This window comes from Acidobacteriota bacterium (genome assembly GCA_018268895.1).
Taxonomy (GTDB): domain Bacteria; phylum Acidobacteriota; class Terriglobia; order Terriglobales; family Acidobacteriaceae; genus Edaphobacter.
This window is the reverse complement of the sequence record JAFDVP010000012.1, coordinates 22678-43612: the sequence shown is the minus strand read 5'-3', so window position 1 is coordinate 43612 and position 20935 is coordinate 22678. Positions and strand designations below refer to the sequence as shown.

The 20935-nt window shown below is 61.3% G+C and carries 17 protein-coding genes and 1 tRNA gene; 9 read left to right on the top strand and 9 right to left on the bottom strand.

The annotated features are described in order from the left end of the window. Nucleotides 1-65 precede the first annotated feature (65 nt). Both coaD and JSS95_13730 read left to right on the top strand, forming a co-directional pair. Nucleotides 66-560, top strand: a complete 495-nt coding sequence (gene coaD, locus JSS95_13735; GenBank protein MBS1800871.1) for a pantetheine-phosphate adenylyltransferase — start codon at nucleotides 66-68, stop codon at nucleotides 558-560. Between the two features lie 10 nt (nucleotides 561-570). Next, nucleotides 571-1971 (top strand): hypothetical protein, encoded by a 1401-nt coding sequence (locus JSS95_13730; protein MBS1800870.1) that lies wholly within the window; start codon nucleotides 571-573, stop codon nucleotides 1969-1971. Between the two features lie 81 nt (nucleotides 1972-2052). Here JSS95_13730 and JSS95_13725 read toward each other — a convergent pair whose 3' ends face one another. From JSS95_13725 to JSS95_13710, 4 genes are all read right to left on the bottom strand, one after another. Next, entirely contained in the window at nucleotides 2053-4176 is a 2124-nt protein-coding gene (locus JSS95_13725) for a PQQ-binding-like beta-propeller repeat protein (GenBank protein MBS1800869.1), read from the bottom strand. Between the two features lie 59 nt (nucleotides 4177-4235). Beyond that, nucleotides 4236-4511: a hypothetical protein gene (locus JSS95_13720; protein ID MBS1800868.1), complete on the bottom strand. Its 276-nt coding sequence runs from the start codon at nucleotides 4509-4511 to the stop codon at nucleotides 4236-4238. A 269-nt stretch (nucleotides 4512-4780) separates the two neighbouring features. Next, nucleotides 4781-6088, bottom strand: a complete 1308-nt coding sequence (locus JSS95_13715; protein MBS1800867.1) for a hypothetical protein — start codon at nucleotides 6086-6088, stop codon at nucleotides 4781-4783. Between the two features lie 210 nt (nucleotides 6089-6298). Continuing rightward, a complete protein-coding gene (locus JSS95_13710) occupies nucleotides 6299-7225 on the bottom strand; it encodes an RraA family protein (protein MBS1800866.1) in 927 nt (308 codons plus the stop codon). 231 nt (nucleotides 7226-7456) lie between these two features. Here JSS95_13710 and JSS95_13705 point away from each other — a divergent pair, with 231 nt between their 5' ends. From JSS95_13705 to JSS95_13690, 4 genes are all read left to right on the top strand, one after another. Further along, the gene (locus tag JSS95_13705; protein MBS1800865.1) at nucleotides 7457-8653 is read left to right on the top strand and encodes a pyridoxal phosphate-dependent aminotransferase; all 1197 of its coding nucleotides are present in this window, start codon (nucleotides 7457-7459) and stop codon (nucleotides 8651-8653) included. 63 nt (nucleotides 8654-8716) lie between these two features. After that, the gene (locus JSS95_13700) at nucleotides 8717-9877 is read left to right on the top strand and encodes a mannose-1-phosphate guanylyltransferase (protein ID MBS1800864.1); all 1161 of its coding nucleotides are present in this window, start codon (nucleotides 8717-8719) and stop codon (nucleotides 9875-9877) included. Between the two features lie 97 nt (nucleotides 9878-9974). Further along, nucleotides 9975-11411, top strand: a complete 1437-nt coding sequence (locus JSS95_13695) for a phosphoglucomutase/phosphomannomutase family protein (GenBank protein MBS1800863.1) — start codon at nucleotides 9975-9977, stop codon at nucleotides 11409-11411. 8 nt (nucleotides 11412-11419) lie between these two features. After that, nucleotides 11420-12073 (top strand): HAD-IA family hydrolase, encoded by a 654-nt coding sequence (locus tag JSS95_13690; protein ID MBS1800862.1) that lies wholly within the window; start codon nucleotides 11420-11422, stop codon nucleotides 12071-12073. A 77-nt stretch (nucleotides 12074-12150) separates the two neighbouring features. Here the strand turns inward: JSS95_13690 and kdsB are convergent, their stop codons facing one another. Then, nucleotides 12151-12900, bottom strand: a complete 750-nt coding sequence (kdsB, locus tag JSS95_13685) for a 3-deoxy-manno-octulosonate cytidylyltransferase (protein MBS1800861.1) — start codon at nucleotides 12898-12900, stop codon at nucleotides 12151-12153. 419 nt (nucleotides 12901-13319) lie between these two features. On the opposite strand from kdsB, the gene JSS95_13680 reads away from it, so the two are divergent. From JSS95_13680 to JSS95_13670, 3 genes are all read left to right on the top strand, one after another. Further along, nucleotides 13320-13396 (top strand) — tRNA-Met (locus JSS95_13680). Between the two features lie 117 nt (nucleotides 13397-13513). Then, a complete protein-coding gene (locus JSS95_13675; protein ID MBS1800860.1) occupies nucleotides 13514-14761 on the top strand; it encodes a PDZ domain-containing protein in 1248 nt (415 codons plus the stop codon). Between the two features lie 386 nt (nucleotides 14762-15147). Next, nucleotides 15148-17364: a PBP1A family penicillin-binding protein gene (locus tag JSS95_13670; GenBank protein MBS1800859.1), complete on the top strand. Its 2217-nt coding sequence runs from the start codon at nucleotides 15148-15150 to the stop codon at nucleotides 17362-17364. A 73-nt stretch (nucleotides 17365-17437) separates the two neighbouring features. Here the strand turns inward: JSS95_13670 and ribF are convergent, their stop codons facing one another. From ribF to JSS95_13650, 4 genes are read right to left on the bottom strand one after another with little or no spacing between them, the layout of a single operon-like run. Further along, on the bottom strand, nucleotides 17438-18412 hold the full coding sequence (gene ribF / locus JSS95_13665; GenBank protein MBS1800858.1) for a riboflavin biosynthesis protein RibF: 975 nt from the start codon (nucleotides 18410-18412) through the stop codon (nucleotides 17438-17440). A gap of 2 nt (nucleotides 18413-18414) precedes the next feature. Continuing rightward, entirely contained in the window at nucleotides 18415-19218 is an 804-nt protein-coding gene (locus JSS95_13660; protein ID MBS1800857.1) for an MBL fold metallo-hydrolase, read from the bottom strand. A gap of 23 nt (nucleotides 19219-19241) precedes the next feature. Continuing rightward, nucleotides 19242-19850: a DUF1844 domain-containing protein gene (locus JSS95_13655; GenBank protein ID MBS1800856.1), complete on the bottom strand. Its 609-nt coding sequence runs from the start codon at nucleotides 19848-19850 to the stop codon at nucleotides 19242-19244. A 32-nt stretch (nucleotides 19851-19882) separates the two neighbouring features. Further along, nucleotides 19883-20911, bottom strand: coding sequence for a folate-binding protein YgfZ (locus tag JSS95_13650; GenBank protein MBS1800855.1), 1029 nt, complete (start codon nucleotides 20909-20911; stop codon nucleotides 19883-19885). Nucleotides 20912-20935: the final 24 nt, after the last annotated feature.

Here is a 20935-nt window from a genome sequence, read left to right as displayed (position 1 = left end):
CATCGTCCGGCATAGGACTACGGTCCGGGTCATTTTGCCCGAAAAGAGGGTATGCTGCTGAAGTCATGCATACGGTAAAGGCAATCTATCCCGGCACCTTCGACCCTCTGACCAACGGACACCTCGACCTGATCGCACGCGGATCGAAGATTGTCGATGAACTGGTGGTAGCGATCCTGCGCAACAGCGAGAAGGGAACGCCTTTGTTTACAGTGCCGGAGCGCGTCGAGATGATTACCGAGGCTGTCGCCGGGTTTAGTAACGTTACCGTGGCGACATTTGATGGTCTGCTGGTCGATTTCTGCCGGGAGCAGGGGGCCAAGGCCGTTCTGCGCGGTATTCGCGCAATCTCCGACTATGAGTACGAGTTCCAGATGGCCATGATGAACCGCAAGCTCGACCCGGAGCTGGAGACGCTGTTTATGATGCCTGCGGAGAAGTACACCTACGTCAGCTCGCGGCTCATCAAGGGCGTCTTTGAGCTAGGCGGCGATGTCTCGGCGCTGGTTCCCCCACTGGTGGTGGAGCGATTGAAGGTGAAGGTGCCCAGCCGGGTGTAGGGTGTTGGTTATGGGTTGGGGTGGGCAGAGCGGGCGGGGCGAGACGCTGGACCTCGCGCCGTACCGTCGCAGCCTCCGTTTCGACATAAACCATTGTCTGGCGATAGCTGGCGCAGGTCTGCTGCTGATCTTGCCGTCGTCTGTTGCAGGGCAGGCTAGAAAATCCGTGGCTCCTCAAACACCTGCGGGAAAGGTCTCCGCCACGAAGAGGCAGGGAGGCGGCGCTGAAGTGCGCAAGCGACACCCTGTGATCGAGACGCGCCGCGGAGAAGATGTGGAAGAGCCGCCAGAATGTGCCGTTCAAAAGGTTACCGGGCTTCCCGGCAGCCACGGTTACGCCGCCGACTTTATCGAAGCAACCACCATGGAGCCGGGAGGCGGCGACCAGGACACCTTCTGGGCGCTGTCAGCCGACCTCAGCGAGACGGTTCCCGCCGACAAGCGCGCCATGTACATCTCGAAGACGACCGACGGTGGCGAGACATGGGCACCAGTAGCCCGAGTCGGCCCAAGCTACTTTGAGGCACAGATCGGGGAGGGGCTGCGCAACGGATTCATTGTGGCCCCCGGTGGCAGGTCGTTCGTGCTCACGACGCAGAAGGGCGCCTTCGAGGTGATTCCAACCGGGAAGGATCTCTCGGCCATCATTCGTCCCATCGACGGCCCTCATGTGCAGGAGGGACCGGCGAAGGTGCCGTTGACCAAGAGGCCCGGCGAGCCGGTCCGGGCGAATGTGGCGGCGATGACCTCGGATGGCAACACGCTCTACCTCGGGTTCGGGTACTTCGACCTTACGCCGCAGCTCTATCGCTACCGCAGGGGGGAGGGGGGTCAGTGGGTGCGGGAGAGGGAGATTCAGGGGCTGCCCTCGGAGATGGACCTGCTCTCCATTCAGTTCGACGATCCCCGGCCGCCCGATCCGCGCTTCATGTACGTTGGAACCGGCGACCAGGCGTATCTGCTGAACCTTCACACGATGCGATGGAGCCGCGTGGATGGTGTGGGCGCAGACTCAGCGATCCACGGCATGACTGTCGTCGGTGGGCTGCACATCGCCGCTTGCTGGGGAGTGTATAACCCGGTGGGGCCGGGGATGGTGGCCAAGGTGACGAGCCCCTCGTTTCTCTATCACGTCTACTCGGACGAGGCGGGGCCGAACGTGCGCGCCTACTCGGTGGATGTGGACCCGGCACGGTTGAACCGGGCGATCGTGACCTCAATCACCGGGGTCTACCTGAGCGACGACAAAGGCGTGACCTGGCGCAGAATCAACTCGCTCCCTGAGGGCGAGTACAGGACGGCGCACTTCGATGCAGACGGCAACGTGCTGGTCTCAGGGATGCCGGGAACGTTTCTCATCAACCCATTTTCAGAGGTCTGCATGCCGCGGTTGAAGAGACGTATTGACTAGCGTCTTGTTTCTAAAGTTCGGTTCATTGCCGGTGTCATCCTGGGTCACAATGAAATCGCACAATGAGATTTGTCGATCAGCCTACGGCAAGGCGAAGGCCACATAGACGCCACCCGTAGGGCCGCGCGGATTCAGGCTGGTGCCTCCGGCTGCGATCACGACGTACTGCCGCCCGCCCGCCATATAGGTGACGGGGGTGGCGTTTCCTGCGAAGGGCAGAGTGGATTGCCAGAGTAGCTTGCCGGTGCTCTTGTCGAAGGCGCGAATCTTGTGGTCGAAGTTGGTGGCGGCGATGAAGATCAGGCCTCCGGCGGTGACGCTGGCTCCGCCGTAGTTCTCGCTGCCAGTGTCGGCCACGCCCTTGGCGGCGAGCTCCGGGAACTCGCCCAGGGGGAGCTTCCAGAGATATTTGCCTGTCGAGAGATCGAGCGCATTCAGTGTCCCCCAGGGGGGAGCGGTGGCCGGGTAGCCTTCGGGATCGTTGAAGCGGCGGTAGCCGGTCATGGTGTACTGCGCCCTGTGAGAGGGAGCGGCTGCCGCCTCGGGGGATGCCTGCTGTTCGCTGGCAGCTTTTTCGAGGGCGGCATCGGAGGGTGTTTCGAGGTAGGCGAGCAGGTCGTTGAGTTGCTTGCCCGCGAGAGGGAAGGCGGGCATGCGCCCCTTGCCCGAGTGGATGGTGGAGGCAATCTCGGCGGCGCTCAGCTTTTTGCCGACGCCGTTGAGTGTGGGGAAAGAGGGGGGATCCCCCTGCCGGTGATCGCCGTGGCAGACACTGCACTGGGCCAGATAGGTGGCCCGGCCGGGCAGGTCGGAGGCGCTGGAGATGAGCGTCGCGATGGAGGCGTGCATGTTGGCATTGATGTAGATCAGGCCCGTCTCGGGGTCGAGCGCCGGGCCGCCCCACTCCCCCCCTCCCTCGAAGCTGGGGGTGATGAGGGTGTCTTTGCCGACGGAGAGAGGGACGTAGAGACCGTCGTTGCGAAGCTCCTTGAGCCGTTCGACCGCCCAGGAGTGAGCGGCGGGGGTGCGATTGGTGAGTGTGGACTCAGTTACGGCCTGAGGCGCGAAGGGGCCGGGACCGAGGGGGTGGGGCTGGGTCTTCGCAGCGACCTCTCCGGGGACATCGCTCGGGAGCGCGGGGCGCTCTTCGATGGGGAAGAGCGGTTTGCCGTTGGTGCGGTCGAAGACGTAGAGGATTCCCTGCTTGGTGGTCTGCACAACGGCGGGGATGGTCTTGCCGTCGCGGCGGACGTTGAGCAGAAGCGGCGGAGCGGGGAAGTCGCGATCCCAGATGTCGTGGTGGATGCCCTGGAAGTGCCAGATCAGTTTTCCGGTGGCGGCGTCGAGGGCGAGGAGGGTGTTGGCGTAGAGGTTGTCGCCGAGGCGGCCGGTCCCGTAGAAGTCGGGCACGGCCGATCCGGTTGGGACGTAAACAATTCCCCGCTCGAGGTCGATGGCCATGCCGCACCAGTTATTGGCCGAGCCGGAGGTCTTCCAGGAGTCAGGGGACCAGGTTTCGTAGCCGGGCTCGCCGGGGTGAGGGATGGTGTGGAAGCTCCAGCGGAGCTTGCCGGTGCGAACGTCGTACGCGCGAATGTCGCCGGGTGGAGCGGGGATCGTCTCTGGAACGGCGCCGCCGACGATGATGAGGTCCTTGTAGATGACGCCGGGGGTGTTCAGCGAGATGGACTGCTTCTCGGGATCGCGGCCGAGGTTCTCGCGGAGGTCGACGCGGCCACCAGTTCCGAAGGAGGCGATTGGTTTGCCGGTGGCGGGATCGAGGGCGTAGAGGTAGTTGCCGATGCCGGCGAGCAGACGGCGTTCTTTGCCGCTGGCCCACCAGGTAACGCCTCGGCTGGGAGCGCCGGCTTTGACTCCAGAGTCGAAGCTCCAGAGAGTTTTGCCGGTGGCGGCGTTGAGGGCGAAGATTTTTTTGCTGGGGGTGAGTCCGTAGAGGACCCCGTCGATGACAGTGGGAGTGGTCTCAAGACCGCCGGATTCGCCAGTGTCGAAGCGCCAGGACTCCTTGAGGGTGGAGACGTTGGCGCGATTGATCTGGCGAAGGGTGGAGTAGTGCGAGTTGCCGGGGGTAGCACCCATGCTGGGCCAGTTGTTCTGCGTGGACTGCTGTGCGAGAGACGGGATGGCAAAGAGCAGGGGGCAGAGCAGGAGTGTGAGTGGGCGCGCGATCTTCCGTAAATTCATCGATCTCATCACGGCGAAATCATAACGGATGTTTTGGGCTCGCGCGCTAATGAGCCGATTTATGAGGGGGCATCCTGAGATTTCACCTCGGAACGGATGACAACATCGTTTCCAGCTTCTATGAGGTTGATGACGGCCTCGATCTTATGGGGCGGCACCTTCATCCGAATCAGGACGCGCTCGGCTTCAGGCCATGTCTTGCAGACGATATTTGTTCTTTCATAGAGGCCGGTAAATTCATATCCCTCATCCTTGCGCCGCAAGAGCAAGGCCCCCTGGTGCTCGGCGATGACACGAGCTGCGACGCTGCGAAAGCCGGTTTCTCCGGTACTCATATGGCTAGATTGGGGTATGCGATGGCGATTGGGCCATCCCCTGATGGATGTATGGTGACCTCTGATTTGAAGTTGGCCTTCCCCTCGGCGGCTAAAGGCTAAAGCATTTCCCTTGAGGTCTAGCTCATCTCTGAGAACGAATGTGTCGCGCCTTCAGCGCTCTGGTCGATCTCGGCCTGTGTGAACCCAGGCCTTCGGCCCAGGCTGGCATGTTGGCGGGCCTTCGGCTCTGAAAGCACGAACTACACCTATAAGGAAACATAAATGCGCTAGTCCTGGTACTCGTACGCTCCGATATCGTGTGTGGGGCCTTTAGGACGCGGGTTGCCATCGAAGTCGGAGGTTGGGGGCGGACCCACGGTGGAGTTGCCGGCGCCGATCGCAGGCGAACCCGGTTTCAGGTGATAGTCGCCGGAGCCGTCCTCATGCCAGTTGACGAAGGTTGTTCCCAGTGCCGGATCCACGGAGATATCGCCGGGCCGCACCTTTTGATCGCTGGTGCCCCATTCGATACAGTAGTTCCCCCCGGCGTTGTTCCAGAGGTCATTGTTCAGATAGGTGATGATAACTCCGTCGGGAGCGTTGATCCCGCATCGGCCGCTCAACCTGCCTGTGTCGACGACGATGTTGTTGCTGATGGTGGTGCCGTTGCCGCTCATGACGATGATTCCGCCCATCGCTGTCGAGAAGACGGTGTTGTTCGAGATCACCGAATTGACGTTGTAGCCATTGTTGGCTGCATTCGAGTTTCCGACGAAGATGCCCCAGCCGCCCGAGGTGTGGTGAACGATGTTGTTGGTCACGCGAATGGCCGTTCCAGCGGTCTGGGCAAGGATTCCGTCGGTCTGGACGGTAGTTGCCGGACAACTGGGCTTTCCGTCGCGGTAGCTGATGTCGTAGATCAGGTTGCCATCGATGGTGATGTCGTGAAGGTAGTTGTTGGAGTCGCTCTCGGCGATCTTGACGCCTCCGCCGCCCCTCGGGCCGCAGTCGGTCTCGATATGGTGAATGGTGTTGTGGGTAATGTTGACGAACGACGCCGTCACATACACGCCGAGGTTATTGCCTGTTGCATTGGTGTTGGTTACCTCGAAGCCGTCGAAGGCGATATAGCTGCCAGCTAGCACAACCACGGTGGTATTGTCGGTCACCGCGTTCTGGATTCTGCACGCGCCCCGGGTGGTACAGGTGACGGTGATGTACTTTTCCGCCGTTCCCGAGTTTGTAAATTGCGCCGCGTTGCCGCCGTAGTCGTATATGCCTGCGGCGACCTTGACGGTATCGCCCGGGGCGGCGCGGTTGAAGGCGTGATCGGGCGTCGCGCAGGGGCTGGCCTGGCTGCAAGGAGCGGAATCGCTTCCCGCCGGCGAGACATAGAAGGTATTGCCCGAGCGGAGGTTGTGAATAACAAAAAGAGCCAGAAGGGCGAGGAGCACCAGCCCTACGCACACCGCAGCGATCTTGACTGCCGGCCGGCTGCGTCTCTTGGGGTGGGGCCCTGATGAACCGGCAGCTCGGGAGTCGAAGGACCCCTCGATGATCGTCGCTTTCGTCCCTCGACCGTCCGTACGCGCCATTTTCTGCCTTCATGCAGTGCAGTGTTTGCGTCCCCAGAGATGTGGCACTGAAACCCGGGAAAATAAGCGGGGGTGAGCATATGACGAACATCCTATGAAAATCAAGTGGATTGAAGGGTTGGTAGTGTCTCAGTTTGATTTCAAACTGAGGCACTACCGAAGGGTTGCAGGTATTTCCAGAGGGGCGCGGCTCTGCTCAGGCGTTCGGTTCTACTCGTGGCGGTGCTGTTTGAGGAGTGAGTCGAACTCGCTGCGGGGCATCTTGAGCTTGTCGGGGTGGGCGTCGATCCATTTGGTGAAGGCGTCGTACTTGGCGTTGGTCCAGCCGCCTTCGAACTCGCCTTTATTGGCGCCGGATCTGTTGAGCTCGAAGTTGAAGGCGTCCTGAAGGTTGGTGAACTCGGCGGAGGAGATGGCCTGTTCGGCGAGGACGGCGGGGATGAAGATGACGCCGTCGCGCTTGGCGAGGACGAGGTCGCCGGGCAGTACGGTGGCGTGGCCGATGCGGATGGGGGCGTTGATCGCGGTGAGGGTCATACCGATGAGGAAGGATGGGTCGTAGCCTCGATAGACGCCGTTGAGGTTGGCGATCTCGCGGTTTTCTTCGGCGTCGCGGATGCCGGCGTCGAAGACGAAGCCGGAGTGGGTGTGGGCAGCGATGCCGGAGCCGAGGTTGGAGCCGATGAGGGTTCCTTCGAAGACCTTGCCGTTGCCGTCGGCGACGTAGACGTCACCCATCTGAAGGTCGTTGATGGGCCAGCTGTTGTTGAAGCTCTGGCGCTTCTCGGCCTTGCCTTCGGCTTCGATGGCCTTGGACATGTCGGGACGCGAGGGCATGTACTGGGCGGTGAGGGCGCGTCCGGCGAAGGGCTGGTCGGGGTGGAGGGACTGCCAGTTGCCCTCGAACTGGTTGTTGTACTTGTGGCCGCGGAGGAAGTCCCAGACGTCTTCGAGGGAGACGTCGAGGGCGCGGGTGAGGAGCGAGTCGGGGAGCTTGGGGCGGCCATCGGGGAAGCGCTCGCCGTGCCAGTCGGAGGTGTAGAAGAGGATCTGGTCGCGGGTGGTCTTGACCTGGGCGTGGGCGAGGGGGGCGGCTAAGGTACTGATAAGTAAGATGGCGGGAAGTGCGCGTTTCATTGATGACTCCGAGGCGATGAAGCAAGTCTTGGTCCAAATGGGATTTAAGGCTAATGGAATCCAACCCAATGAATGTCCATTCCCAGGCTGCCTAGAAACACTAGAGTGACGATACACAGAAGTGCAGCAGTCACAAGGAGAGCGATAAGTAGTCGCCGGCTCATTCCGAATGATGTTATCAAGGAGTTTGACTGGCTTTCGCTTGCTGGACAAATCTGCCAAACTAGATACATGAGCACAGCAACGGCAACCAAGGTTTTTGCGGACCGTATTGGCCGCATTGAAGTTTCGGCGACGATGGCGATTACAGCGGCGGCGCTGAAGCTGAAGTCCGAGGGTGTGAACCTGGCGGACTTTGGCGCAGGCGAGCCCCACTTCAACACTCCGCGTCATATTAAGGACGCCGCGATTGAGGCGATCGAGAAGAACTTTACCCGTTACACGAACGTGGCGGGAACGCCTAGCGTGCGTCAGGCGATTGTGGACCGGCACAAGGCCGACTTTGGTTCAGACTATGCTGCCGACGAGTGTGTGTTTACGACGGGCGGCAAGCTGGCACTGTTCAATGCGATTCAGGTGCTGGTGGACCACGGCGACGAGGTGATTCTGCCGGTGCCGTACTGGGTGTCGTTCAAGGACATCATTCAGTACGCCGGTGGCAAGCCGGTGTTCCTCGAGACGAATGAGGCGGAGAACTTCCGCGTGACCGCGAAGATGATCGAGAACGCAATCACGCCGAAGACAAAGGCGATCGTTTTGAACACGCCTTCGAATCCTTCTGGAGCGGTGGTTTCGCCGGAGGATCTGGAAGCGATCGTTCGCATGGCGCACAAGCGCGACATCTTCGTGCTGCTGGATGAGTGCTATGTGTACCTGAACTTTACGGGCAAGATCGTTTCGGGCGGCAGCTTTCTGGACTGCAAGGAGCACGTTGTGGTGCTGGGGTCGCTGTCGAAGACGTATGCGATGACGGGCTGGCGCGCGGGCTATGCCCTGGGGCCGAAGCCGATTATTGCGGCGATGAGCAAGCTACAGTCGCAGTCGACCTCGAACACGGCGAGCATGGTGCAGCAGGCGTCGATTGCAGCGGTGAGTGCTTCGCAGGAGTGCGTTGCGGAGATGCGCGCGGACTACATAAGGCTGCGCGACCGCATTCTGGAAGGATTCAAGACGATTCCAGGACTGACGTGCACGGTGCCTGAGGGAGCGTTTTATGTGTATCCGAACATCAGCAAGTTCATCGGCAAGGGCGGCGTGAAGTCGGCGACGGACCTGGCGGCGAAGTTGCTGAGCGAGGCGCATGTGGTGGTGGTTCCGGGCGAGGCGTTCGGGACGGCCGAGCACATACGGTTGTCGTATGCGGTCTCCCACGATGTTGTGGATGAGGGCGTGAAGAGGATGCGAGAGTATTTTGCATCGCTTGGCTAAAGAGTTCAGTAAGAGAACCGCATCGGGTTTGCCGATGCGGTTTTTCCTTTGGAGTGAGGTTCGATGAGCAGTTCAGTTACGGGGAAAGAATTGCGTTTTGCGCCGGTCATTCTTGCGGGTGGGAGCGGAACGCGCTTCTGGCCGCGCAGCCGCAGATCGAGAGCAAAGCAGGTGCTGGCCCTCGATGGCGAGCGGACGATGATTCAGCAGACGGTCGACCGCCTGCTGCGGGTGGCCGATGCGGGCGATATCTGGGTGATTACGAACGGCCTGCTGTGCGAGGAGATTGCGCGGCAGCTTCCAGAACTCGATGCAGCGAAGATTCTGAGCGAGCCGGCGGCGAGGAATACTGCTCCCGCTTGTGCTCTGGCCGCGTTCCTTTTGGAGAAGAGCGATTCCGAGGTGGTGATCGGGATCTTTCCTTCGGACCATGTTGTGGAAGACGCTGAGAGATTTGCCGTCGTTGTGCAGGCCGGTGTGAAGCTGGCCGCGAGCGGAGAGAAGATCGTCGTACTCGGGGTTCCGGCGACGAAGGCCGAGACGGGCTACGGATACATCGAGCGCGGCGAGGAGTCGGGCGGAGCGACATCGATTGTGGAAGGGATCGAGGTTCGCCGTGTGAAGAGATTCACGGAGAAGCCGCACAAGGCGCTGGCGGAGGCGTTTGTGGCTTCGGGGAACTACGCATGGAACAGCGGCATGTTTCTGTGGAGCGCGAGGACGCTGGCAGGCGCGATCAGAGAGCACAGCCCGGCAATGGCTCCGCTGATGGAGAAGATCGCGAAGGCTTACGGGACGCCTGAGTTTGCGGAGGTCTTCGCGGAGGTGTATCCGCAGTGCGAGAACATCTCGATCGACTACGCGGTGCTGGAACCGCGGTCGGCGAAGGGCGAAGAGGCCTCGGAGATTTATTGTCTGCCTGGGGATTTCTGCTGGAACGACCTGGGCTGCTGGTCGGCGCTGCACGAGCATGTGGCGCACTGCGGGCCGGAAGACCTGGCGGAGAGAAATATCTTCGACAAGACGAACCAGCCGTGCGTGAACATCGATTCGCATGGGAACTATGTGTTTGCGCCGGGCAAGGCGGTGGCGCTGGTTGGCGTGAGCGATCTCGTTGTCGTGGAGACGGACGATGCGCTGCTGATTACGACACGGGAGCGCTCGCAGGATGTGGGCAAGGTTGTGGCGGAGTTGAAGCAGGCGGGCCGGGAAGATCTGGTGTAGCGGATGTTGGGGGCGTGGTAGAGAAGCGGATTCCTCCACTTCGCTGCGCTTCGGTCGGAATGACAGGTTTTAGAAGAGGGAACGAAGAGAGATTCCTATGGCAGAGAAGACGGTAGTGAAGTTTGGGACGGACGGATGGCGCGGCGTGATTGCCGATGACTTTACGTATGCGAATGTGCGCGTGGCCGTTCGGGCGATTGCCAACTATGTGTTGGCGCACGAGGACGCGAAGGCCGGGGTGTGCATCGGCTGGGACACGCGGTTCGGGTCGCGTTCGTTTGCGCGTGTGGCGGCGGAGGTGCTGGCTGGCGCGGGGATTCCTGTGCAGCTTGCGAGCGTGATTACGCCGACGCCGGCGTTGTCGTATGCGGTGCGCGAGCGCAAGGCCGCGGGCGGCGTGATGATTACGTCGAGCCACAATCCGGCGGAGTGGAACGGCGTGAAGTACAAGGCGAGCTATGGCGGCTCGGGCAAGCCCTCGATCATGACGTCGATCGAGAGCTATCTGGATAAGCCTTTGGTAAAGGCTGCTTCGCCGGCGCCGATCGTCGAGGTGGACTTCAACCCGGAGTATGTTGCGGCGATTGCGAAGTTCGTCGACCTGAAGGCGATCAAGGCTTCGGGCTTCAAATTTCTGCTGGATGCGATGTATGGGGCCGGACGCGGGGTGGTAGCCGGGATATTCGCCAAGGCGGAAATTCCGTTTACGGAGATTCGCAACGAGGTGAACCCGGCGTTTCCGGGGATCAATCCGGAGCCGATTTTGCCGCACATCGCGGAGACGCAGGTTGCGGTGGTGGGAGAGCGCTGCGATGCCGGTCTGATCACAGACGGCGATGCCGACCGCATCGGCGCGGTGGACGAGTATGGCAATGTGGTGGACGCGCACAAGATTCTTAGTCTGCTGGCTTGGTGGCTGCTGGAGCGGAAGAAGTGGCCGGGCGAGCTGACGCGCGCGTTCAACACGACGAAGATGATGGACCGCATTGCGGCGAAGTATGGCCGCAGGTTGAATGAGCACGGGATTGGATTCAAGTATGTCGCCGACCTGATGCTGGAAAAGGAAATTTTGATCGGCGGCGAGGAGTCGGGCGGCATGGGGATCAGCAGGCATCTTCCGGAGCGCGATGGTCTGCTGAACAGCCTGCTGATCGCCAATGTGATGGCCGATGAGAAGAAGACGCTGGGCGAGCTGGTGGCTGCGTTGCAGGATGAGTTTGGCGAGCACCAGTATGGGCGCATCGACATGCACATCGCTGAGGAGCTGAAGCAGTCAGCGATTGCGCGGGCGAAGGCTGGAGTGGACAGCTTTGCGGGAATGAAGGTGCTGCGGGTGGAGACGATGGACGGGATCAAGTTCTTCCTCGACAACCCGGAGTGCGCGGGGAAGAAGAACGCCGCAGATACCTGGCTGCTGCTGCGGGCCTCGGGGACGGAGCCGCTTCTGCGCGTGTACTCGGAAAGCTGCTCGAAGGAGTCGGTGGAGAAGGTGCTGAAGGCCGCAACGGAGTTTGTGATGAAGGGGAATGCTTGAGTCAGTCGATGGTGGTGGAGGCGAAGGGTCTGCTGTTCGACATGGATGGTGTGCTGATCAGCTCGATCGGGTCGGTGCGGCGGAGCTGGAGGAAGTGGGCGAAGATGTATGGCATTCCCGATGCCGACAACTATGAAGTGCCGCATGGGATGCGGGCGATCGAGATTGTAAAGAGTCTGCGGCCTGATATCGACGCCGAGGAAGGTCTGCGGGTCGTCGAAGACATTGAGGTCGACGATACGGATGATTTGAAGGTGTTGCCGGGAGTGAAGGCGTTGCTGGAGAGCCTGCCTCCGGATCGGTGGGCGATTGTGACCTCGGCGACGAAGCGTTTGACGGTGGAGCGGCTGAAGGTGGCGGGTTTGCCGCTGCCGGAGCGGTTGATTACGGCGGACATGGTGGAGCGGGGCAAGCCCGATCCTGAGCCTTATATACGCGGGGCGGCATTGCTGGGCTTTTCGAGCGCCGAGTGCGTCGTGGTGGAGGATGCTCCTTCTGGCGTGGGCGCGGGGAAGGCTGCGGGATCGCGCGTGTTGGGGGTGACCGGCACACACACGCTGGAAGAGTTGCACCAGGCGGATTGGGTCGTGAGTTCGCTGGAAGGGCTTGCAGTGGTGAGTTCTGGGGCGGGGATGGAGCTACAGTTTCCGGCTGTTCGGTAGAGGGCGGTTCGAGCTTCGCTCGAATGCCCACCTTAGCCGCCTTCGGCGTCGAAGATGGGGCACCCGGCTGGCGACCTTTAAGCGTCAGCGTGATGGAGAGAGAGAAGGATCGATTCGACCAGCTTGAGGTCTTCTTCGGTGTCGACGCCTATCGTGTCGAACTCGGTGGGTTCGACGTAGAGGGTGATGCCGTTTTCGAGGAAGCGGAGTTGTTCGAGGCGTTCGGTGTGCTCGAGTGTGCGGGCGGGCAGGGTGGGGAAGCGCTCGAGCGCGGATTTGCGATAGCCGTAGAGGCCGATGTGCTTCCAGTATTGAGCGGGGCCGCCGTCGCGGTTGTAGGGCATGGTGGCGCGTGAGAAGTAGAGAGCGCGTCCGTCGGCGGCGGTGACGACCTTGACGGCGTTGGGATTGTGGATGTTGATGGGGGTGCAGGGCACCTTGAGCGTGGAGACCTCGACGTCGGGATTGCTGAAGGGGCGGAGGAGCGCGGTGAGGTGCTCGGGCTTGAGGAGCGGCTCGTCGCCCTGGATGTTGACGTAGATGTCGGCGTCGATGAGCTGGGAGACGGCGTGAACACGGTCTGAGCCGCTGGTCAGCTCGGGCGAGGTGAGCTGGACGGGCCAGTTGTTGGCGCGGCAGAGGTCGACGATCTCGTTGGAATCGGTGGCGATGACTACCTGGTCGAGCTGGGGGCAGGCGTGCGCGGCTTCGTAGACCCAGGCGAGCATGGGGCGGCCCGCGATGGTGCGCAGAACCTTACGCGGCAGGCGGGTTGAGGCGAGTCGGGCAGGAATGACGCCGAGGGTGGTTGGATGTTCGGTCGGAATGGCTTTGGTGCTCCTGAGGAATGATTGTTACATTCGCGTAAGCGGTCGGGCTAGATATCGAATTTATAGACCGATCGCGTCTTTTGAATGATCATCAGGTCAATGGATACTTGTTGCGAAAGAATGAAATAGGACCTTAGTCAAGTATGTGAAATCCATGCTGACCGTTTTGATTGCCCAGATGCACTGATTAGTCATTTGGGACAGGGATATGGCTTGATTATTCATGACGGCGGGCATTCTGAAATCGAAATTAATTTTTGCCCGTGGTGTGGAACAAGGCTTTCTGTAGAAGACGGGCAGTAGGTTAGCTTTGCCGATGAGGTGGAATGAAGTATGATTGGAGATGGCTGTGCTGTGGCGGTTGGCTTCCTGCTTGACCGCGTAAAAGGTACATAAAGGCGCAGTCTCACCACATCGGCGGCGTAGCTCAGATGGTTAGAGCGACGGACTCATAACCCGTAGGTCGGCAGTTCGATTCTGCCCGCCGCCACCAAAAGTGTTATCCCGGCCGTACCGCTGAATCCCGGTACGAGAGTATCATTTTGGCAGCGGTGTTCGTCTAACCGCTGTCAGGGTACACCCAGAGGTGTGCCGGGAGATTTCTGTTTCTATGCCGAAGATTACAAAGATCCTGCTTCTTGCTGTGTCCGTTGTGCTGGTACTGGCCGTGTTTCTGGGCGTCAACTCGAGCGGCGTGAGCGCTGCTACTGACGCGCAGGAGGGTGCCTACCGGCAGATCAACGTATACAGCGAGGTGCTGCGGCATATCCAGACGGACTATGTGGAAGAGCCGAATATGAGCGCCGTGACCAGTGGCGCACTGCGCGGCCTGCTGGAGTCGCTGGATGCGGACTCGAGTTATCTGTCTCCCGAGGATTACAAGGCTTTCAAGGCGGACAAGGGCGGCAAGGCGCAGGTTGGCCTGAATGTGTCGAAGCGGTTTGGCTATGCTGCGGTGGTCTCGGTTGTTCCGGGGAGCCCTGCGGACAAGGCGAACCTGAACGACGGAGACATTATCGAGGCGATCGGAACGCAGGACACGCGGGACATGTCGCTGGCGATGATCCGGATGATGCTGGAAGGCGCACCGGGTAGCGAACTGACGGTTGCGGTGGTGCGTCCTCGCAAGGCGGCTCCTGAAAAGATCACGATGACGCGCGTGCTTCCGTCGCTGCCACCTGTGGGGGAGACGATGTATGAGAACTCGTCGATCCTGTATCTCAAGCCGGGTGTTCTGGACCACGACCATGTGCAGCAGGTTGAGGCCAAGTTGAAGGGGATGCAGAAGGCGGGCAATAAGAAGGTCCTGCTCGATCTTCGCGATGTGGCCGCAGGAGACATGACGGAAGCGATGCGGCTGGCAAACATGTTCCTGAAGACTGGCACGATTGCGGCGTTGGAAGGGCAGAAGGTGGAAAAGCAGACGTTTACCGCCGAGTCGTCGAAGGCGGTCAATGCTACTTCGCCGGTGGTAGTGCTGGTGAACCGGGGGACGGCGGGACCCGGAGAGCTTGTTGCCGCGGCGTTGCTGGATAACAAGCGTGCGGACCTGGTGGGCGAAAAGACGTTTGGCGAAGGAGCGCAGCAGAAGACATTTGAGCTGCCGGATGGCTCGGCGCTGATTCTGTCGGTTGCCAAGTACGAGTCGCCTTCAGGAAAGAAGCTTGAGGATGAAGGTGTTACGCCGGGTGTGCTTGTGGCCTCGAACGTCGACGATGGCAGCGGAGACGGTGACGATACAGGCGATGATGTAGCTGCGACGAAGGAGCATGAGCCGTCGGCGCCAAAGAAGTCTGCTGTAACCGTCGATGACCAGTTGACGAAGGCGCTGGATCTGTTGAAGAGCAAGGCCGCCTGAGGCGGTAGCATTCCTCAGTTGTTTCGCGCTTTCGGCTATTCGATCATTTCGTCTTGCTTATCTGGCTTTCGGCCCAGGCTGATATGTTGCGAGCCGTTGGCCCTGGGTTTTGTGTTACACCTTCACGAAATCTTTCGTTTTTCCTTCATACTCAAGTGCTTTCAAGCGCAACCCTGGGACGGTTTTCCGGTGTGAAGATCGTGCTATGGTGAAGGGCAGTGCCGAGTCTTTTCAGTCGCGAAGACCCTCCCCCGGTCGTTGAACCCGAGCCAAAGTGGCAGCGCCTGGTGCGCCGCATCATTGAGGGGCCGGAGTATCCCAGCCGCAGGATTGCGCGCAAGTTTACCTTTTACACGTTGCTGGGGCTCTCGGCAGTCTTTGGCGCGATGTGCGGGCTGATGCTGGTCTACTCGATCGACCTGCCGCAGATGGACGACCTGACGCGCTACAGGCCGAGCACGACGACGGAGCTGCTCGATGTGCACGGCAGGGTCTTCGGATCGTTTGCGCTGGAGCGCCGGATTGTGGTGCCGTATACGGGCTTTTCTCCGCTGCTGAAGCAGGCGATCATCTCGATCGAAGACAAGAGCTTTGAAAGCAACTGGGGCGTGAACCTGGTTCGCGCGATCGGTGCGGCGTATCGCGACTTGCACGATCAGCGGCGCACGCAGGGGTCGTCGACGATCACGATGCAGTTGGCGCGCAACCTGTTTCTGTCGAATGAGAAGACCTTCGGCCGCAAGTTTCAGGAGGTCATCCTCTCGATGCAGATCGAGAGGCGTTTTACGAAGGACCAGATCTTTGAGCTGTATGCGAACCAGATCTACCTGGGGCGCGGGACCTATGGTTTTGAGGCCGGTTCGGAGTACTACTTCAGCAAACATGCCAAGGACCTGACACTGGCGGAGGCGGCGCTGCTGGCGGGGCTGCCGAAGGGACCGGAGTATTACTCGCCGGTACGGCACCCGGACAGGGCGTTGCGGCGGCGCAACCTTGTGCTGAACGAGATGCTGGAGGACCGCAAGATTACGCGGGCGCAGGCCGACGCGGCGAAGGCGGCCCCGCTGGGGTTGCACATCGAGCCGCCGGCGAACAGCGAAGCTCCGTACTTTGTGGAAGAGGTGCGGCGACAGCTTGAGAAACAGTTCGGTGTGGAAGAGGTGCATGGCGCGGGGTTGAGGGTGTATACGACGCTCGATCTCGATCTGCAGCGGGTGGCGAACAAGGCGGTGCTGGATGGCGCCGCGGCCTATGAGCGCAGGCATGGATGGAAGGCGCGGCTGGAGAACGTTGTACTCGAAGGGCAGGATGTCGAGAGCTATGTTCATCCTGACTGGTCGCAGCCCCTGGCCAGGGATGCCTATGTTCACGGCGTTGTGACCTCGGTCGCGCCAAAGCGTGTGGTGGTGAGGCTGGGATCGCAGCAGGCGGTGCTGACTCCCGACGACTGGAAGTGGACGCAGAATATGGACGCCGACAGCTTTCTGCGCAATGGCGATGTGGTGTATGTGAAGCTCGCCGGGCAGGCGGATGGGGTGTGGAAGGCCTCGCTCGAGCAGGATTCGGGAGCGCAGGCTTCGCTGATGGCGGTGGACAATGCGAGCGGCGAGGTGCTGGCGATGGTGGGCGGCCGCGATTTTGCGCTGTCGCAGTTCAATCGCGCGACCCAGGCGCAGCGGCAGGTGGGATCGTCGTTCAAGCCGTATGTGTACACGACTGCTGTGGAGGATGGGGCCAAGCCGACGGACATTATCGTGGATGGGCCAACGACGTTTCCTAGTCCAAGTGGCCCGTATACGCCGCACAATTACGAGGGCAACTACAAGGGGCCGATGACGTTGCTCTATGCGTTCGCGGAGTCGCGGAACATTCCGGCGCTGAAGCTGGCGGCGCGCGAGGGAATTCGCAAAGTGATCGAGACGGCGCACCGCTTTGGGGTGACGAGCGACCTTCAGCCGTTTCTGCCGGTGGCCATTGGCGCAGCCGACATAACGCTCTACGAACAGGTAGGTGCGTACAGCGTGTTTCCAAACGATGGGATTCGCATTGAGCCGCACTACATCCGCAAGGTGACGCAGGCGGATGGGCTGCCGCTCGATGAGTCCCCGCCCGATGTGCGCGAGGTGATCTCGGTGGATACGGCGCGGACGATGATGGAACTGCTGCAGGCCGTGGTGCGGATGGGCACTGCGGCGAGAGCGTCGGAGCTGAAGCATCCGCTGGGCGGCAAGACGGGCACGACGAACGACTATACGGATGCGTGGTTCATTGGCTTTTCGCCCTCGGTGACGTGCGGGACGTGGGTCGGGTATGACGACCGCGAGTCGCTGGGAGAGAAGGAGACGGGTGCGCGCGCCGCGCTGCCGATCTGGATGGACTTCATGCGCGCGGCGATTGCGGGCAAGCCGGGTGAGACGTTCCCGGCGGCGGGCGCTCCGAAGAAGGAGCTGGACGTGCCGGTTGCGAAGCCGGGTGCTTCGACGGAGGCACCGCCAAAGCCGTTGCCGAGAGATGACGATGAGGATGAGCCCGAGACGCCGCCGAAGCCTACGGCACCGAAGGCTTCCTCATCAGCGGCACAGCATGCCACAACAACGCCTTAGGTGGTGGTTGCTGGTTTACCGGCGGCTCAGATATCCACAAAAATGCAGGTCATTGGACTTCGCTGCGCTTCGCTCAGGATGACAAGTTTTTGGGGAGATTATGGGAGGTCAGCAAACGGCACACGCTGAAGTAGCGCTGAGCGCGGCGGACGTCGCGGCCTATCTGCTCGCGCAGGGCTTCGGGTGAGGGCCAGCGAGTCTCGTCGCGGAGACGATGCAGGAAGGTGAGGGTGAGGGGGGTATCTTCGTGCAAGTCGATGGGGTGGAAGTTGAGCAGGTGCGATTCGATGGTGAAGGAGTCTGCACCGAAGGTGGGGCGATTGCCGATGTTCGTTACGGCGTCGAAGGTTTCGCCGTTGACCGTGAGCGTGGTGATGTAGACGCCGATGGCGGGAATCAATTCTGCATAGGGTGCGAGGTTGATGGTGGGCACGGTGTATCTGGTTCCGTAGCCACGGCCTGAGGCGGGCGTGCTGTGAATGGCGAAGGGACGCCCCAGGAGGGCGCGGGCGCGGCTGGCATTGCCTGCTGCGATGAGTTTGCGAATGAGGCTGGAGGAGACGGCGAGGCCGTGAGTCGAGCGCGGCGTATAGATGGAGACTGCGAAGCCTAGCTCGCGGCCGAGTGCTTCGAGCGAATCGACGCCGGCTTCGGCGTTGTGACCGAAGCGAAAGTTTTCTCCTTCGTGAAGCTCAACGATTCCCAGCTTGTCGTGAAGGATGTGCGCGGCGAAGTCGCGCGCGGTCATTTGCGACAACTCGGCAGTGAAGGGGAGCACGAGCGTGGCATCGACGCCGGTAGCTTCGAGCAGGGTGAGCTTTTGGGCGAGAGGCGTAATGAGCGGAAGAGGTGTCTGTGGGCGAAGGACGCGCGCGGGATGTGGGTCGAAGGTGATGGCGAGCGAGCGGGCATTGAGGGCGTGTGCGCGATGGATGACTTCACCGAGTACCCAGCGATGGCCGAGGTGAACACCGTCGAAGTTGCCAATGGTGGCGACGGTGGGGCCGAAGCCGGCGGGGAGATCGGAGAGGGAGCGGTAGACGTTCATGTTCAAGCGATGTCAAAGGTGAGTTGAAGGCCGTCGTAGGCGAGACGAACGTTGGGTGGCAGTTCAGCCTCAGTGGCCTCGTGGTCGAGGTCGTGGCTGATGTGGGTGAAGTAAGCGCGTTTGGGGTTGAGCTTTTCGACGTAGGCGAGTGAGCGCTCGAGGTGGGAGTGGCTGGGGTGGGGCTGGCGCCGCAGAGCATCGAGGATGAGAATGTCCAGGTTCTGAAGCAGGGGAATGCTTTCGGGCGGGATATCGCTCATGTCGGTGAGATAGGCGGCGGAGCCGAAACGGAAGCCGGTGATGGTCTGGCGTCCGTGGGTGACCGGAATGCGCTGGAAGCAGGCACCGAAGAGATCGATGCCTGCGCCCGGGGTGGTCTCGTCGAGCGGATGGAGATCGACGCGAGCCGCGGTAGAGTAGCGATCCTGTGTCCGGAAGGTGTAGTCGAAGACGCGGCGGATGGTATCGGTGGTTTCCTGGTCGGCGTAGAGGGGAAGATGGCTCTTGAGCTGAAAGCTGAGCGGGCGCAGGTCGTCGAAGCCGAGGATGTGGTCGGCGTGGCCGTGGGTGTAGAGGATGGCATCGACGTGGCGGATGTCTTCGCGAATGGCCTGCGCGTGGAAGTCAGGCCCGGTATCGACGATGACAATGTGGCGGTTGTATGCGAGGCGAAGCGAAGGACGCGTGCGGCGGTTACGCGGATCGCCTTTTGCGCTGACAGCGGAGGCGCAGACGGCGCAGTCGCAGCCTAGCGTGGGCACCCCCATGGAGGTGCCGGTGCCGAGAAATGTGAGGGTGGCCTCCATCCGTTAGCGTGCTCTCATTGGCATTAGCGAACGATGCTCGGTTTGCCGGGGGTTGGAGTTCCGGGGACCCTGGGTGCTGCGGAGCGGGCGAGGGCCTGGGTGATCTCGAGGAAGGCCATGCGCAGCTCGAAGAGAGCGCTGTCGAGCAGACGTTGCTCGGTGGGGTCGAGATTGCCTTTGGTTTTGCCTGCGAGGACGGCGAGCATGTCGATGCTCTGGCGCGCGCCGATGATGTCGACCTGGGGCTGCTGGCCCTCGGGGGTGGCTCCGCCTAGCTGCACGATGGCGGACATGTAGACGGACTGCACGAGGGTCGAGAAGCTCATGACGGGCGGGTGGTCCATGCCGGGATTGGCGGCGCGAATGGCGGTATCGAGGCGCTCGGCGGTGGCCTCGTAGGCGACACGCGCACGTTCGAGTTGCTCCTCTGTGGGAGCCGGGAGTTCGGCGTCGGCGATCTCTTCTTCGGCAGTCTCCACGGGAGCCGGAGGTGCGACGTCGATGGGAGCGGAGGCCTGGACGGCTTCGCGCTCGTCGCGCTCGGGTGAAGGATCGGCGTCGGGACGGGCTTCTCCGTCGAGGGTGAACTTGCGGCGATCGGTGACGACGAAGGGTTTGTTTTGTTCGGACATAGTCGAAGGCTCTTTCTCAGTAGATCAGATGCTCAGCGTGAGAGATTGATCTCCGCTGTGGCGGGAGCAGTAACAGGGTGTGCGGTGCCGCCGGGATAGCTTAACGGTTCATTGCGCTCGATGGCCTCGCGACGGGCGTAGCCGAGGGCGAGAGTCACCGGCTGATTTTGATTGTCGACCAGCGAGACGATGCTTGTGAGTTCGCCCGCTGCTTTGCCGGCGGCCTCAAGCGCAGTACCTGGAGTGGGAAGAACACCTTCGATGCGGAAGGAGGTAAAGCTGCGGTGCACGTTGCCGCGCGAGCGGATGCGCTCGACGATCTCCTGACCCAGGTAGCAGCCCTTGGCGAAGTGCAGGGCGCGGGTCTGGTTGGTCTCCTGCGGCAGGTCACGATCACGAATATCGACGCCGTAGAGCGGAGTGCCTTCGATGATGCGGAGCGCTTCGAGCGCGACGGCTTCGACAGCGATTGCCCCGAAATTCTTCAGTGTGTCGAGCAATGGGTCAGCGTCGGCAGCCGCATCGACCCAGAGCTCGAAGCGAGGAACGAGCGGGCTGAAGGCGTGGATGACGGTGACGGTTGTTGTATTCCACGGCACCGTGGCAGTTTCGAGTTCAGCGAGTCGGTCTGCCGCAAGGCCGAGCTTTGCAAGGAGCGTGGGGGCCTGAGGGCCGATGATGGTGAGGCCGCGGCGTGTCTCGCTGACGTCGGCCAGCTCGACGTCGTCCATGATGATGTAGTGGTCGAGATAGGGGATGAGCGTGGCGATCTGCTGGCGCGTTGTCTCGACGAGGAGCGATTCGGGCGAAGCGAAGATGTAGCCGTCGCCCTGGATACGTCCCTGCGCGTTGAGAAAGAAGTTGTACGTACCCTGGCCCGGGGTGAGCTGCTGCACGGAGTTGGTGACCATGCCGTTGAGCCAGCGCACTCGGTCGGAGCCGGTGACGCGGAGCCAGCCAATCCGGTCGAGCGGGGCAGTGCCTGCTCTTTGGAGTAACGCCGCAAGCTGGGGCTGGGATGTCGAGGCGGCTTCCTGCGTCGGATTGGAGGTCGCGGCCATTGTCGTAGGACGGCGCAGAGAAAC

Excerpts from the sequence above, each read along its gene's own strand:
- coaD (MBS1800871.1), top strand. The coding sequence starts at position 66 with ATGCATACGGTAAAGGCAATCTATCCCGGCACCTTCGACCCTCTGACC.
- JSS95_13730 (MBS1800870.1), top strand. The coding sequence starts at position 571 with ATGGGTTGGGGTGGGCAGAGCGGGCGGGGCGAGACGCTGGACCTCGCG.
- JSS95_13725 (MBS1800869.1), bottom strand. The coding sequence starts at position 4,176 with ATGAATTTACGGAAGATCGCGCGCCCACTCACACTCCTGCTCTGCCCC.
- JSS95_13720 (MBS1800868.1), bottom strand. The coding sequence starts at position 4,511 with ATGAGTACCGGAGAAACCGGCTTTCGCAGCGTCGCAGCTCGTGTCATC.
- JSS95_13715 (MBS1800867.1), bottom strand. The coding sequence starts at position 6,088 with ATGGCGCGTACGGACGGTCGAGGGACGAAAGCGACGATCATCGAGGGG.
- JSS95_13710 (MBS1800866.1), bottom strand. The coding sequence starts at position 7,225 with ATGAAACGCGCACTTCCCGCCATCTTACTTATCAGTACCTTAGCCGCC.
- JSS95_13705 (MBS1800865.1), top strand. The coding sequence starts at position 7,457 with ATGAGCACAGCAACGGCAACCAAGGTTTTTGCGGACCGTATTGGCCGC.
- JSS95_13700 (MBS1800864.1), top strand. The coding sequence starts at position 8,717 with ATGAGCAGTTCAGTTACGGGGAAAGAATTGCGTTTTGCGCCGGTCATT.
- JSS95_13695 (MBS1800863.1), top strand. The coding sequence starts at position 9,975 with ATGGCAGAGAAGACGGTAGTGAAGTTTGGGACGGACGGATGGCGCGGC.
- JSS95_13690 (MBS1800862.1), top strand. The coding sequence starts at position 11,420 with ATGGTGGTGGAGGCGAAGGGTCTGCTGTTCGACATGGATGGTGTGCTG.
- JSS95_13675 (MBS1800860.1), top strand. The coding sequence starts at position 13,514 with ATGCCGAAGATTACAAAGATCCTGCTTCTTGCTGTGTCCGTTGTGCTG.
- JSS95_13670 (MBS1800859.1), top strand. The coding sequence starts at position 15,148 with ATGTGCGGGCTGATGCTGGTCTACTCGATCGACCTGCCGCAGATGGAC.
- ribF (MBS1800858.1), bottom strand. The coding sequence starts at position 18,412 with ATGAACGTCTACCGCTCCCTCTCCGATCTCCCCGCCGGCTTCGGCCCC.
- JSS95_13660 (MBS1800857.1), bottom strand. The coding sequence starts at position 19,218 with ATGGAGGCCACCCTCACATTTCTCGGCACCGGCACCTCCATGGGGGTG.
- JSS95_13655 (MBS1800856.1), bottom strand. The coding sequence starts at position 19,850 with ATGTCCGAACAAAACAAACCCTTCGTCGTCACCGATCGCCGCAAGTTC.
- JSS95_13650 (MBS1800855.1), bottom strand. The coding sequence starts at position 20,911 with ATGGCCGCGACCTCCAATCCGACGCAGGAAGCCGCCTCGACATCCCAG.